Origin of the sequence: Arthrobacter mobilis (assembly GCF_012395835.1) — a bacterium.
Lineage (GTDB): Bacteria > Actinomycetota > Actinomycetes > Actinomycetales > Micrococcaceae > Crystallibacter > Crystallibacter mobilis.
This window is the reverse complement of the sequence record NZ_JAAZSQ010000001.1, coordinates 472,947-486,289: the sequence shown is the minus strand read 5'-3', so window position 1 is coordinate 486,289 and position 13,343 is coordinate 472,947. Positions and strand designations below refer to the sequence as shown.

At 70.3% G+C, this 13,343-nt stretch carries 12 protein-coding genes; 7 read left to right on the top strand and 5 right to left on the bottom strand.

Going from position 1 to position 13,343, the window contains the following annotated elements:
* Window positions 1–18: 18 nt before the first annotated feature.
* From HGG74_RS02260 to HGG74_RS02245, 4 genes are all read right to left on the bottom strand, one after another.
* On the bottom strand, window positions 19–762 hold the full coding sequence (locus tag HGG74_RS02260; RefSeq protein WP_168484692.1) for a PP2C family protein-serine/threonine phosphatase: 744 nt from the start codon (window positions 760–762) through the stop codon (window positions 19–21).
* A 4-nt stretch (window positions 763–766) separates the two neighbouring features.
* Window positions 767–1,879: an adenylate/guanylate cyclase domain-containing protein gene (locus HGG74_RS02255; protein WP_168484758.1), complete on the bottom strand. Its 1,113-nt coding sequence runs from the start codon at window positions 1,877–1,879 to the stop codon at window positions 767–769.
* 119 nt (window positions 1,880–1,998) lie between these two features.
* Window positions 1,999–2,577 carry a PH domain-containing protein gene (locus HGG74_RS02250; RefSeq protein ID WP_168484691.1) on the bottom strand — a complete coding sequence of 193 codons (579 nt, stop codon included), beginning with the start codon at window positions 2,575–2,577 and terminating at the stop codon, window positions 1,999–2,001.
* A gap of 63 nt (window positions 2,578–2,640) precedes the next feature.
* A complete protein-coding gene (locus HGG74_RS02245) occupies window positions 2,641–3,528 on the bottom strand; it encodes a biotin--[acetyl-CoA-carboxylase] ligase (protein WP_168484690.1) in 888 nt (295 codons plus the stop codon).
* Window positions 3,529–3,800: 272 nt separating this feature from the next.
* Here HGG74_RS02245 and HGG74_RS02240 point away from each other — a divergent pair, with 272 nt between their 5' ends.
* The 3 genes from HGG74_RS02240 to HGG74_RS02230 all read left to right on the top strand — a co-directional run bounded on the left by HGG74_RS02240 (window position 3,801) and on the right by HGG74_RS02230 (window position 7,456).
* Complete coding sequence (locus tag HGG74_RS02240; RefSeq protein ID WP_168484689.1) at window positions 3,801–5,396, top strand: acyl-CoA carboxylase subunit beta; 1,596 nt, start codon at window positions 3,801–3,803, stop codon at window positions 5,394–5,396.
* On the top strand, window positions 5,393–5,629 hold the full coding sequence (locus HGG74_RS02235) for an acyl-CoA carboxylase subunit epsilon (RefSeq protein WP_168484688.1): 237 nt from the start codon (window positions 5,393–5,395) through the stop codon (window positions 5,627–5,629). Before HGG74_RS02240 ends, HGG74_RS02235 begins: the two co-directional genes overlap by 4 nt.
* A 111-nt stretch (window positions 5,630–5,740) precedes the next feature.
* Window positions 5,741–7,456 carry a DUF885 domain-containing protein gene (locus HGG74_RS02230; protein ID WP_168484687.1) on the top strand — a complete coding sequence of 572 codons (1,716 nt, stop codon included), beginning with the start codon at window positions 5,741–5,743 and terminating at the stop codon, window positions 7,454–7,456.
* A 33-nt stretch (window positions 7,457–7,489) separates the two neighbouring features.
* On the opposite strand, the gene HGG74_RS02225 is transcribed toward HGG74_RS02230, so the two are convergent.
* Window positions 7,490–7,732, bottom strand: coding sequence for a BBE domain-containing protein (locus tag HGG74_RS02225; protein WP_168484686.1), 243 nt, complete (start codon window positions 7,730–7,732; stop codon window positions 7,490–7,492).
* A gap of 212 nt (window positions 7,733–7,944) precedes the next feature.
* Here HGG74_RS02225 and HGG74_RS02220 point away from each other — a divergent pair, with 212 nt between their 5' ends.
* From HGG74_RS02220 to HGG74_RS02205, 4 genes are all read left to right on the top strand, one after another.
* A complete protein-coding gene (locus HGG74_RS02220; protein ID WP_168484685.1) occupies window positions 7,945–9,354 on the top strand; it encodes a dicarboxylate/amino acid:cation symporter in 1,410 nt (469 codons plus the stop codon).
* 278 nt (window positions 9,355–9,632) lie between these two features.
* A complete protein-coding gene (locus HGG74_RS02215; RefSeq protein ID WP_312856704.1) occupies window positions 9,633–10,277 on the top strand; it encodes a Maf family protein in 645 nt (214 codons plus the stop codon).
* A 153-nt stretch (window positions 10,278–10,430) separates the two neighbouring features.
* Window positions 10,431–11,363 carry a cytochrome b/b6 domain-containing protein gene (locus HGG74_RS02210; RefSeq protein ID WP_168484683.1) on the top strand — a complete coding sequence of 311 codons (933 nt, stop codon included), beginning with the start codon at window positions 10,431–10,433 and terminating at the stop codon, window positions 11,361–11,363.
* 117 nt (window positions 11,364–11,480) lie between these two features.
* Entirely contained in the window at window positions 11,481–13,253 is a 1,773-nt protein-coding gene (locus tag HGG74_RS02205) for an acetyl/propionyl/methylcrotonyl-CoA carboxylase subunit alpha (RefSeq protein ID WP_168484682.1), read from the top strand.
* The last annotated feature ends 90 nt before the right edge of the window (window positions 13,254–13,343 follow it).

The window sequence follows — 13,343 nt, the reverse complement described above, 5'->3', positions numbered from 1 at the left end:
CCGCATTGCCCGGCCGCCTCAGTCCGCGGCGGCGTCGATCACCACCAGGGTGATGTTGTCCCGCCCGCCCGAGCGCAGTGCCGCCTGGATCAACGAATCCACCACGTCCTGCGGATGGGCCAGCGTGGCGAGGATGGTATGCAGGTGGTCGTCGCTGACCTCGCCGGTGAGCCCGTCGGAGCAGATCAGCATCCGGTCCCCCGGTTCCACCGGCAGCAGCCAGAAGTCCGGCTCCGCGTCCTCGCCGGTGCCCAGGGCGCGGGTGATGACGTTGCGCCGCGGATGGACCAGCGCCTGCTGGGCGGTGATCCGCCCCAGGTCCTGCAGCTCCTGCACCTCGGAGTGGTCCCGGGTGATCTGTTCGAGCCGGCCCTGGCGCAGCCGGTAGGTGCGCGAGTCCCCGACGTTGAACACCAGCCAGGCAGGCCGGCCCTCCGCCTCCACCAGCGCCACCCCGCTCACGGTGGTGCCGGCCCGGGAACCGGCCGCCTGCCTGATCCGCTGGTCCGCGGCCGCGAGCCGCCGCCGCAGCTCCTCCCGGGTAATGGCCTGGCCGGCGTGCACGCCGTTGACCTCCCGGCCGGCCGGGTCCAGCTGCAGGGTTTCCACGCAGATCCGGCTGGCGACGTCGCCGGCCTCGTGGCCGCCCATCCCGTCGGCGACGGCGAACAGGGGCGGCGCCACGAGCAGGGCATCTTCGTTCAGCTGCCTGCGCAGCCCGCGGTCGGTGCCCTGCCCGACCGTCAACCGGATGGATGCCATCTGCCTAGTCCACCACCAGGCCGGTGCCGCGGCCACGGGCCAGGGTCACCGGATGGATCTCGCCGAAGCCGCGCACGGTGCGCACCTTCTGGGGCATGAGCACGAAGCGCTCGTCCCCGGCCAGCGTGGCGGCGGTGCTGGAATCGAGCAGCACCGTGCCGGGCTCGGCCAGGGCCGTGAGCCGGGCCGCCAGGTTGACCGTGGGCCCGTAAATGTCCCCGAGCCGGGAGAGGATCCCGCCCCAGACCATCGCCACGCGCGCCGAGGGCAGCAGATCGTCGTCACCGATCGCCTTGGCCAGGGCCAGCGAAATCTCGGCCCCGGCCTGCGGCGTCGAGGCAATGAAGAGCACTTCGTCGCCGATGGTCTTGACCAGCCGGCCGCCGCCCACGGAGATGATTTCCGCGCACCGGTGCTCGAAGCGCTGGACCAGCTGGGCCAGGGTCTTCTCGTTCATCTGCCGGGACAGGCTGGTGTAGGAGACCAGGTCGGCGAAGCCGACGGCGCGCAGCAGCGGCAGCGAACTGTCATCGTCCTCCCCGGCCTCGGTCCCCAGCCCGGCCTCGGCCCGCACCGTCAGCCGGGACACCGCCGCGTTGAGCTGGCGGCGGTAAGAATACAGCAGCACCCGTTCGAGCGGGTCGATCAGGTTCGGCAGTTCGGTGACCAGCCGCTTGCGCGCCTGGGCATCGGTGATGCCCAGCTGGTGCACCATTTCCTCCACGACTGCCTCCACCTGCCACACCACCATGCGGTCGGTCATCTGGCCGATCGACCGGGTAATGGAGATGGCCGCCTCCTCGGTCAGCCGTTCCTCGCGGACCAGGTTGATGATGGTGGTCAGTGCCTCGATGTCCGCCGGGGTGAAGGCCACGTCCTCGTCGCCGAGATTCGCAAAGCCCAGGGCCCGCCAGAGCTTGCGGGCCGAGAGCAGGGATACCCCGGCGGCAGCGGCGACCTCGCGGCGCTTGAGCGTCCGCTCCCCGCCCAGCAGCCGGACCTCCAGGTCGCGCACGGCGTGCCGGTCCACCTTGTCCGGCTGGGGATCCTCGCGCAGGTCCTGGCGGACGGCCGCCAGCTCTGCGTGCGGGATGATCCGGGGCATGGACAGGGTCATCGGCTCCGGTTCCTCGAAACCTCCGGGCCGTTCGTCCTGTCCGCCGCTGCTCAACACCTGCCATCCCTTCTGCCGTCGTGATCCGGTTGTTACCAATCTACCGGTCGTACCGTCAGTTTCTACCCAGCGTAGAAGCCTGTGTCCTGCGCCGTGCCGTGCCCGGTGCCGTCCGGGCCCTGGGGCCGCTCCCCCGGCCAGGCAGCGGGCAGCTGCTCGATGGCCCGGGCCACCAGCGTCCGGAAGCGGTGCACCTCGGGCACGTCCACCAGCCGGGTGGACCGGCCCGGTCCCGCGTCGGCACGCAGGTTGCCGCTGCGCAGCATCCGCTGCAGCAGGGACTGTTCGGCGTGCACCGCATAGATGCCCGCCAGCGGCGTCTCCTGCTCGCTGCGCCGGCCCCAGCCGCGCCGCACCAGCAGCCGCTGGTTGGTCAGCACGTACCGGGTGGAGCACCAGCGCAGCAGCGGCACCACGAACAGCCGCAGGGCCAGCAGCACGGCCGCGGCCAGCAGCGCTGCCTGCAGGACCGGCTGCCACTGGGCCACCCAGTCGATGTGCTGCCCGCGGGTCAGCCGGCCGGCGCCGAAGCCGGCGGCCAGCAGCACCAGCAGCAGCGCCAGGAACGGCCAGAACAGGGAGCGCGCCTGCGGGCGCGTGGCCACGATGACCTGCTCCCCCGGCCAGAGCTTCAGGCGCACCGGCACCACCGGACACGGCCGCCCTCCGGGAGCGGCCCGGAAACCCGGGCAACAGCTGGCAAATCAGGATCCTTCGTCGGGGCGCAGGTGCACGACGTCGCCGGCGGCGACCACGTGTTCGGTGCCGTCCCCGGCGCGCACCCGCAGCGCTCCGTAGCTGTCCAGGCCGACGGCCTGGCCGACGATCTCCGAGCCGCCGGGCAGCTGGGCCCGCACCTGCTGGCCCAGGGTGACCATCACCTGCTCCAGCCGGGACATCAGGCTGGTCCCGTCCGGCCATTCGGCGTCCGCCTTGCCGTTGACGTCGCAGAACTGCCGGTAGCGCTGGGCAAAGATCCGCAGGTAGGACATCAGCAGGACGGTGCGGTCCGTCGTCGCACCCTTCTCCAGCGCCACGGACGTGGCGGTGGGCACCGGCAGTTCGTCCTTGCCGAGCGTGACGTTCAGTCCGGTGCCGACGACGACGGCCGGCGGCGTGCCGTCCGGATAGGTGACCATCTGGGCCAGGATCCCGGAAATCTTCCGGCCGTTGACCAGCACGTCGTTGGGCCACTTCACCACGGCCCGGAGCTTGGCATGGTCGCCGAGCGCCTCGGCCAGGGCCAGCGCGGCCACCAGCGAGCACCAGGCGTAGCTCTGCGTCGGCAGCGGCATGCCGGCACGGTTGTGCGGGCGCAGCAGCACGCTGACGATCACCGAGGACCGGGCGGGGGCCGTCCATTCGCGGTCCAGCCGGCCCTTGCCGGCGGTCTGCTCCTCGGCGGCGAGGATGCTCAAGTCGGACCAGCCGACCTTGTCCGCGCCCGCCTTGGCGGCCAGATCCGCATTGGTGGAACCGGTGGACTCGACCAGCTCCAGCCGCCGGTACGGGCCCAGCGGTGCGCAGACGGCGTCGCTGAGCCCGTCCAGGTCCAGGGCGGGACGGTCGACGTCGGGAAAACTCTGGCTCATGGCATCCATCCTACTGAGCACTGCCGCACCGGACACCCCCGCCGCACCGGAGACCTCCGGCGCGCCCGGCCCGGGCCGCAGGCAAAAGCTCCTCCGGGGAAATTGTAGGATCCCTACAGCGGTTGCCGCATCCATCCTCACTAGACTGGGACCTACGATGCCTGGACCACCGGCATTTTTGTGCGAACCCTACTTAAACCTATGTATTTTGGTCCCCCGACCAGCCGGCGCCCGCGTTCGGCCCCTCGCCAGCTGCAGAATCCGGAGAATATATGAGCCTCGATCAAGAACTTGATCTTCAGACCACTGCCGGCAAGATCGCGGACTTCCGCCGCCGGCAGGCACGGTCCCTGGAGCCGTCAGGTCCCGAGGCGGTCGCCAAGCAGCATGCCCGCGGCAAGCACACCGCCCGCGAGCGGATCGAACTGCTGGTGGATGCGGGCTCCTTCGTGGAATTCGACGCCCTCGCCACCCACCGCTCCACCGCGTTCGGCATGGAGAAGAAGAAGCCGCTGGGCGATGGCGTGGTCTCCGGCTACGGCACGGTGGATGGCCGGCTGGTGGGGCTGTACAGCCAGGACTTCTCCGTCTACGGCGGGTCGCTGAGCCAGGTCAACGGCGAGAAGATCGTCAAGGTGCAGGAATTCGCGCTGCGCAACGGCTGCCCCGTGATCGGCATCAACGACGGCGGCGGCGCGCGCATCCAGGAAGGGGTCGCCTCGCTGGCCATGTTCGCGGACATTTTCCGCAACAACGTGGCCGCCTCCGGCGTCGTCCCGCAGATCTCGCTGATCATGGGTCCGTGCGCCGGCGGCGCCGCCTACTCCCCGGCCCTGACCGACTACGTGGTCATGGTGGACAAGACCTCGCACATGTTCATTACCGGCCCGGACGTGATCAAGACGGTCACCGGGGAGGAAGTGGACATGGAGACCCTGGGCGGGGCGCGGCAGCACAACGCCACTACCGGCACCGCCACCTACCTGGCCGCGGACGAGAAGGACGCCATCGAGTTCGTCCGCGACCTGCTGGAGTTCCTGCCCTCGAACAATCTCTCCGAGGCGCCGCGGATGGACTTCCAGGAGCAGCTCGAGGTCACCCCCGGCGACCTGCTGCTGGACGACCTGATCCCGGATTCGGCCAACCAGCCCTACGACATGCGCACCGTCATCGAGCACATAGTCGACGACGGCCACTTCCTGGAGATGCAGGCCCTGTACGCCCCCAACGTGATCATCGGCTACGGGCGCGTGGAAGGGGCGACCGTGGGCGTGGTGGCCAACCAGCCGATGCAGTTCGCCGGCACCCTGGACATCAACGCCTCGGAGAAGGCAGCACGCTTCGTGCGCCACTGCGACGCCTTCAACATCCCGATCCTGACCCTGGTGGATGTCCCCGGCTTCCTGCCCGGCAAGGACCAGGAGTTCAACGGGATCATCCGCCGCGGCGCGAAGCTGCTCTATGCCTACGCCGAGGCCACCGTGCCGAAGCTGACGGTGATCACGCGCAAGGCCTACGGCGGCGCGTACATCGTGATGGGCTCGAAGAAGCTTGGCGCGGACCTGAACCTGGCCTGGCCCACCGCGCAGATCGGCGTCATGGGCGCCCAGGGCGCGGTCAATATCCTCTACCGCCGCGAACTGGCCGCGGTGGAGGCGGACGGCGGCGACGTCGAGGCCCGCCGCCGGGAGATCATTGCCCGCTACGAGGAAGAACTGCTCAACCCCTACCAGGCCGCCGAGCTGGGCTACGTGGACGCGGTGATCGCCCCGGCCGATACCCGGGTGCAGATCGTCCGCGGCTTGCGCGCCCTGCGCGACAAGCGCGCCGCCATGCCGCACAAGAAGCACGGAAACATCCCGCTATGACCACGAACCGCGAAGACCAGGAAACCCCGCTGCTCACGGTCGCCAAGGGCAACCCGGCGCCCGACGAACTGGCGGCCCTGACCGCCGTCATCCTGGCCCTGCAGTCCGCCGGCGGCGCCGGTGCGGACTCCGGCACCCAGGTCCCGGGCCGGCGTCCGCGCCCGCGCCGGCGCGAACTGCTGCGCCCGGTGGTGCCGTTCGGCCCCGGCGCCTGGCGGCACAGCTACCGCTAACGCTTCGCAGCCTCCCGCTACTCGCTTCGCTCGCAGCGGGGCCCTTGGCTGCCCGCTGCAGGCGGACAGTCCCTGGCTGGCGGAGCCGCCTTTTTCCGGTAGCCTCGACGCGTGAGCAACCAGCCGACCGAAACCTCCTCCGGCGCCCAGGCTGCGGCCCGGGTGCCGTCCGCCATCGACGAGGCCGCCAACGGCTACACCCGGCGGCTGCTGGAGCTGAGCCCGACGCTGGCCACCAGCCTGGGCATTCCCGGCCGCGACACCGAATACGACGACTACTCCCCTGCCGGCGTGGAGGCCTTTGCCGCAGCCGCCCGGCAGGCCCTGGCCCGGCTGGACGGCCTGGAGCCGGCCGACGACGTGGACCGCGTGACGCTGGACGCGATGCGCGAGCGCCTGGGACTGGACCTGGAAATCCACGGCACCGGCTGGAACCTGGCCGAGCTGAACAACATCGCCTCGCCGGCCCAGGGCATCCGCGCCGTCTTCGACCTGATGCCCGCCGCCACCACCGGCGACTGGGAGAACATCGCCGGGCGGATGGCCAATGTCCCGGAGGCCGTCGGCGGCTACATCGCCTCGCTGCGCGCGGCCCGGGACCGCGGCCTGGTCGCCGCCGTCCGGCAGATCCGGGCGGTGATCGAACAGGCCACCGCCTATGCCGCCGGTGACGGCTTCTTCCGCACCTTCGCCGCCGGCGCCCGGGCCGGCGACGGCGACCTGCCGCCGCAGCTGCGTGCCGCCCTCGAATCCGCGGCACGCACCGCCTCGGAGGCGTACCTGTCGCTGGCGTCTTTCCTGCGGGACGAGCTGCTGCCGGCCGCGCCGGAGGAAGACGCCGTCGGGCGCGAACGGTACGCGCTGATGTCCCGGCAGTTCCTCGGCGCCGCCGTCGACCTCGACGAGACCTACCACTGGGGCATCGAGGAACTGGACCGGATCATCGCCGAACAGGAAGCAGTGGCCGGGCAGATCCGGCCCGGCGCCACGATCGAGGAGGCCATGGCCCTGCTCGACGCCGACCAGTCCCGCCGCCTGCACGGCACCGGCGCCCTGCAGGCGTGGATGCAGGAACTCTCCGACGCCGCAATCGCGGCCCTGGCCGGCACCCACTTCGAGATCCATGAGCCGATGCGCCGGCTGGAATGCCTGATCGCTCCCACCCACGAGGGCGGCATCTACTACACCGGGCCCTCGGAGGACTTCTCCCGGCCCGGGCGCATGTGGTGGTCGGTGCCCGAAGGCGAGGACACCTTCACTACCTGGAAGGAAACCACCACCGTCTACCACGAGGGCGTACCGGGGCACCACCTGCAGATTGCCACCGCCACCTACCGCCGGGACACCCTCAACGAGTGGCGCCGCAACATCTGCTGGGTCTCCGGGCACGGCGAGGGCTGGGCCCTGTATGCGGAGCGGCTGATGGACGAGCTCGGCTTCCTCGCCGACCCCGGGGACCGGATGGGCATGCTGGACGCCCAGCGCATGCGCGCCGCCCGCGTGGTCTTCGACATTGGCGTGCACCTGCAGCTGCCCATGCCGGCCCGCTGGGGCACCGGAACCTGGACCCCGGAGAAGGGGTACGGGTTCCTGCGCCGGAACATTGCCATCAGCGAGGCCCAGCTGAAGTTCGAGTTCACCCGCTACCTGGGCTGGCCCGGCCAGGCACCGTCCTACAAGCTCGGCCAGCGCCTGTGGGAGCAGATCCGGGACGAACTGCACCGCCGCGACCCGGACGGGTTCGACGTCAAGGCCTTCCACACGCGGGCCCTGAACCTGGGCTCGGTGGGCCTGGACACGCTGCGCCGCGCCCTGCTCGGGGACTGAGCCCGCTGCCCGCCCGGGCGGGCAGCGGCCCGGTCAGAGCGGCGGAATCTTGTGGTTGTGCCGGAAGACATTGTCCGGGTCCCCCACGCCCTTGAGCCGGCGCAGCCGCCGGAACTTCTCCGGCCCGAACGCCTCCGCGATCCGGGCCGGGCCCTCGTCCCCGATGAAGTTCGGGTACACGCGCCCGGCAGCCCGGCGCTTCATGGCGGCGTCGGCGTTCCGGGCAAAGGCGACGTTTTCCTCCGCCGCGGCGGGATCCTCCCAGACGGGATACATGCTCCCGCCGCCGCCGGCGCCAAGGGCCGGTGGCAGAGGCGTCGCGCCGCGGCCGGGGCGAGCCGTTCGTCACATCCGGGGTGGGAATAAACCGGCCGCGCCGCGCCGACAAGGGCAAATCGGGGATTGCGGATAATGACGGCGCCGGGCAGCGCGAAACATTTCTCAATATTGGTTTCTCCCTGCTATGGGCCACTCACTACCGTCATGGAGTGACTACAGCTACCACCGCACAGAGCAAGGGCAGGAAACTGCCCGGCTGGGCCCGCTCCTTCGGCCCGCAGATCATCGCCGCCCTTGTGGCCGGCCTCGCCCTCGGCCTCTGGGCCAGGTCCATGGGCGAACCCGCCGAAGGGCAGGCGAACTGGCTCGCCCAGACCCTGACCACCATCGGCGCCAGCTACGTTTCGCTGCTCAAAGCCGCCGTCGCCCCGCTGATCTTCACCGCCGTCGTCAGTTCCGTGGCGAACCTGCGCGCGGTCTCCAACGCCGCCCGGCTGGCCTGGCAGACCCTGCTCTGGTTTGCCATCACCGCCTTCGCCAGCGTGCTGATCGGCATCGGCCTGGGCGTGCTGCTGCAGCCGGGCGCCACGGATGCCCCCACGTCCCCGGCCGAATACAGCGGCCGCACCGGCGACTGGTGGGCCTTCCTGACCGGCCTCGTCCCGTCCAATTTCCTCGGCATTGAAGCCGCCACCAAGACGGCCGACACCGGCGCGCTCACCACCAGCCTGAGCTTCAACGTGCTGCAGATCCTGGTCATCGCGGTAGCCGTGGGCATTGCCGCGCTGAAGCTGGGCAAGCCGGCCGAACCGTTCCTGGCCCTGAACGCCTCGGCGCTGGCGGTCATCCAGAAGGTGCTGTGGTGGATCATCCGGATTGCCCCGGTCGGTACCGTAGGCCTGATCGGCAAGGCGGTGGCCACCTACGGCTGGGAGACCATCGGGTCCCTGGGCATGTTCACGGTGTCGGTCTACGCCGGCCTGCTGCTGGTGCTGTTCGTGGTCTACCCGGTGCTGGCCAAGGCCCACGGACTTGCCGTCCGGCAGTGGTTCTCCGGAGCCTGGCCGGCGATCCAACTGGCGTTCGTCTCGCGCTCCTCGATGGGCACCCTGCCGCTGACCCAGCGGGTCACCGAGCGCAACCTCGGCGTCCCGCGGGCCTACGCCTCCTTCGCCGTGCCGCTGGGCTCGACCACCAAGATGGACGGCTGCGCCTCGATCTACCCGGCTGTGGCAGCGATCTTCGTGGCACAGTTCTTCGGCGTGCCGCTGGACGTCGTGGACTACCTGCTGATCGTCATTGTCTCGGTGCTCGGCTCCGCCGCCACCGCGGGCACCACCGGGGCCACCGTCATGCTGACCCTGACCCTGTCCACCCTGGGCCTGCCGCTGGAGGGCGTGGGCCTGCTGCTGGCCATCGACCCGATCCTGGACATGGGCCGCACCGCGGTGAACGTGGCCGGCCAGACCCTGGTCCCGACCATCGTCGCCAAGCGGCAGGGCATCCTGGACCTCCCGCTTTACAACGCCCGCCGTTCCGCCGATCCCTTCGCCGACGACAGCGCAGATACCGCCGCCGCCGCCCCGGCAGCGGGCGTCCCGGAGCCGGCGCGGGCCTGACCGGTCCGGCACCAGCGGGCTGCGGCCCCGGGGAATCCCGGGGCCGCAGCCCGTTTAAGCAGCCCGTTAAAGAGAGCGGGACCGGTGCACCCCCCAACGGTGCACCGGCCCCATCCGGCCGGGCGCGTGGACCTGGCCGGGGCCACCAATCCTGCCGGATATTTCCCGACCCATCCTACGGCCCGCGCGGCACATAGTTGACAAGTCATCATTAGATGACGGCCGGATCACAACTTGGCCACGGCCTGCCGCCGGGGTCAGCCACTAGGGTTAACAGCGTGAGTGAACTGCGACTGATCCTTGCCTCTGCCTCCCCCGCCCGCGCCAAGCTCCTCCAGGATGCGCGCATTGCCCACACGGTGCTGGTTTCCGACGTCGACGAGGATGCCGTCACCGCCCGCTACGGCATCACCGATCCGCACGACACGGCGCTGCTGCTTGCCCGGGCCAAGGCCGAGGCCGTGGCCGCGCTGCCGGAGGCCGAAGGCGCCCTGGTCCTCGGCTGCGACTCGGTCTTCGAACTCGACGGCGAACCGCACGGCAAGCCGTACGAGGCCGAGGTCGCGCGCGAGCGGATCCGCCGCATGAGCGGGCGCCACGGCGTGCTGCACACCGGCCACTGGCTGGTGGACTGCCGCGACACCGAGGCGGAGGACGACGGCGCCGCCGGCTCCGGCGCCACCGTCGGCGCGGTGGCCTCGGCCGGCGTGTACTTCGCCCAGCTCACCGATGCCGAGATCGAGGCCTACATTGCCACCGGCGAACCGCTGCAGGTGGCCGGCTCCTTCACCATCGATTCCCGCGGCGGGGCCTTCATCGAGCGGGTCGACGGCGATCCGCACGCCGTCATCGGGCTGTCCGTGTCCACGCTGCGCAAGCTGCTGGCCAGCGCGCACGTGCGGATCACCGACCTCTGGGAGTAGCAAGAAGCAGCGGCAGCCCTGCCGCAGCCCTACCGCGCGCCTCCGGCTGCGCCAGGGCTTGACTTCCGCCGCCCCTGCCATCCAAGGTGGTCGTCATCCGGGAACTCCCCGACCAGGCGGCAGCAATCGGGATGGGCAAGGGGGATGGATCAGATGCCAGCTTCGGCGAAAACCTCCGCGGTGACCGGCAGCAAGTGGTTCAAGCCGGCCGCAGCCGCCGTCCTGACAGTGCTCGCCATGCTGGCCGTGGTGCTGCTGGCCATGTGGCTGCGGACCCTGCCGGCCGTCCAGGGCTTCCTGGCCGCCTATCCCGGCCACTCCCGGCTGCCCGAGGCAGCACCGGCAGGCCTGCCCGCCTGGCTGGGCTGGCAGCATTTCCTCAATGCGTTCTTCCTCGTGCTGATCATCCGCACCGGCTGGCAGGTACGTACCACCGCGCGGCCGAAAACGTACTGGACGCGCAACAACAAGGGCCTGGTCCGGACGAAGAATCCGCCGCAGAAGATCAGCCTGGAACTGTGGTTCCATCTGGTCCTGGATGTCCTCTGGGTGCTCAACGGGATCATCTTCGCCGTCCTGCTGCTGGCCACCGGGCAGTGGATGCGCATCGTGCCCACCAGCTGGGACGTCTTCCCCAACGCCCTGTCCGCGGCCCTGCAGTACGCCTCGCTGGACTGGCCCACCGAGAACGGCTGGATCAGCTACAACAGCCTGCAGCTGCTGGCCTACTTCGCCACGGTCTTCATCGCGGCCCCGCTCGCGGTCGCCAGCGGACTGAGGATCTCGCCGTCGTGGCCCAAGCGCGCCGGCCGGCTCAACCGGGTCTTTCCGATCGAAGCCGCCCGGGCCGTCCACTACCCGGTGATGGTCTACTTCGTGGCCTTCACCGTGGTCCATGTGGTCCTGGTCTTTGCCACCGGGGCGCTGCGCAACCTCAACCACATGTACGCGGCGCGCGACGACGGCGGCTGGCTCGGATTCTGGCTCTTCGCCGCCTCCCTGGCCGTCACGGCCGCTGCGTGGTTCCTGGCCCGGCCGCTCTTCCTGCGTCCGGTGGCTGCCCTGATGGGCAAGGTCTCCCGGTGACCGCGTTTGTAGGACACCTACAAAAAACCTGGCCGCTTCACCCGACCAAGGCACCGTTGATAGGCGAAAACCGCAAAATCGCGTTAGGCTCCGAGGGGATAGAAGGAGCCAGAAGAAATGACCAAGAGCATCACCAAGGTCCTCATCGCCAACCGTGGTGAGATTGCGGTCCGCGTCATCCGCGCCGCGCGGGACGAAGGCATCGCCACAGTGGCCGTCTATGCGGATCCGGACCGGGACGCGCTGCACGTGCGCCTGGCCGACGAGGCCTTCGCCCTCGGCGGCAGCACGGCCGCCGAGTCCTACCTGGTGATGGACAAACTGCTCCAGGTGGCCGAGGCCGCCGGCGCGGACGCCGTCCATCCCGGCTACGGCTTCCTCTCCGAGAACGCCGAGTTCGCGGCCAAGGTCATCGGCGCCGGCCTGGTCTGGATCGGCCCGCCCCCTGAAGCAATCGCCATGCTCGGCGACAAGGTGCAGGCCCGGCATATCGCCGACAAGGTCGGCGCCCCGCTGGTGCCCGGCACCCCGGACCCGGTCAAGGACGTCCAGGAAGTGCTGGATTTCGCCGACAGCTACGGCCTGCCCTTGGCCATCAAGGCAGCCTACGGCGGCGGCGGACGCGGCATCAAGGTGGTCCGGGACCGGGAGCAGGTGGCCGAGGCCTACGAGTCGGCCGTGCGCGAGGCGACGGCAGCGTTCGGGCGCGGCGAGTGCTTCGTCGAGCGTTTCCTGGACGCTCCCCGCCACGTGGAGACCCAATGCCTGGCCGACGCGCACGGCAACGTCGTCGTCGTCTCCACCCGCGACTGCTCGCTGCAGCGGCGCAACCAGAAGCTGGTCGAGGAAGCCCCGGCCCCGTTCCTGACCGAGGAGCAGAACCGCCGGCTCTACGAATCCTCCAAGGCCATCCTGCGCGAGGCCGGCTACCAGGGCGCCGGCACCTGCGAGTTCCTGGTCGGCCGGGACGGCACGATTTCCTTCCTGGAGGTCAACACCCGGCTGCAGGTGGAGCACCCGGTATCCGAGGAAGTCACCGGGATCGACCTGGTCCGCGAGCAGTTCCGGCTGGCCCGCGGCGAGGAACTGGGCTATCCGGACCCGGAAATCCGCGGCCACTCCATCGAGTTCCGCATCAACGGCGAGGACGCCGGCCGCAATTTCATGCCCGCCCCGGGCACCGTCTCCACCTTCAGGCTGCCCTCCGGTCCCGGCGTCCGGGTGGATTCGGGCATCGAAGCCGGCGAGGTCGTCGGCGGCAACTTCGACTCCATGCTGGCCAAGCTCATCGTCACCGGCAGCACCCGCCGGCAGGCCCTGGAACGGGCCCGGCGCGCCCTGGACGAGATGGAGATCGGCGGCATGCCCACCGTGCTGCCCTTCCACCGCTCGGTGGTCACGGACCCTGCCTTCGCCCCGGCCGAAGGTCCGTTCACCGTGCATACGCGCTGGATCGAAACCGAATTCATCAATGACATTCCCGCGTTCGACGCCGCCGAGGCCGCCGCTGCCGGCGAGGACGCCGGACGCCAGCGGGTCACGGTCGAGGTCGGCGGCAGGCGCCTGGAAGTGGTCCTGCCCGCAGGGCTGGGCGCGGCCGGGCCGGTGCGCACCAACGGCAAGCCCAAGCGCGCCCGCGGCCGCACGGCCCCCGGCGGCACGGCCGCTGCCGGCGGGGACGACTTGACCTCGCCGATGCAGGGCACGATCGTCAAGGTGGCCGTCAGCGACGGTGACCTGGTCTCCGAAGGCGACCTCGTCGTCGTCCTCGAGGCCATGAAGATGGAGCAGCCGCTGACCGCCCACAAATCCGGCACCGTGTCCGGCCTGCGCGCCCGGCCCGGCGATACCGTCACCGCCGGCGCCGTGCTGGCGACCATCGAGGACTGACCGGCTCCGGCTTACCGGTCCCCGCAGCCTCAGCTGCGGGGACCGGCGCGTTTAACCGGAACCAACCGGGGGTTCGCACCCGGAATCGTA

Coding starts and splice junctions, on each gene's coding strand:
- HGG74_RS02260 (WP_168484692.1), bottom strand. CDS start 762: ATGGCATCCATCCGGTTGACGGTCGGGCAGGGCACCGACCGCGGGCTG.
- HGG74_RS02255 (WP_168484758.1), bottom strand. CDS start 1,879: ATGACCCTGTCCATGCCCCGGATCATCCCGCACGCAGAGCTGGCGGCC.
- HGG74_RS02245 (WP_168484690.1), bottom strand. CDS start 3,528: ATGAGCCAGAGTTTTCCCGACGTCGACCGTCCCGCCCTGGACCTGGAC.
- HGG74_RS02240 (WP_168484689.1), top strand. CDS start 3,801: ATGAGCCTCGATCAAGAACTTGATCTTCAGACCACTGCCGGCAAGATC.
- HGG74_RS02235 (WP_168484688.1), top strand. CDS start 5,393: ATGACCACGAACCGCGAAGACCAGGAAACCCCGCTGCTCACGGTCGCC.
- HGG74_RS02225 (WP_168484686.1), bottom strand. CDS start 7,732: ATGTATCCCGTCTGGGAGGATCCCGCCGCGGCGGAGGAAAACGTCGCC.
- HGG74_RS02210 (WP_168484683.1), top strand. CDS start 10,431: ATGCCAGCTTCGGCGAAAACCTCCGCGGTGACCGGCAGCAAGTGGTTC.
- HGG74_RS02205 (WP_168484682.1), top strand. CDS start 11,481: ATGACCAAGAGCATCACCAAGGTCCTCATCGCCAACCGTGGTGAGATT.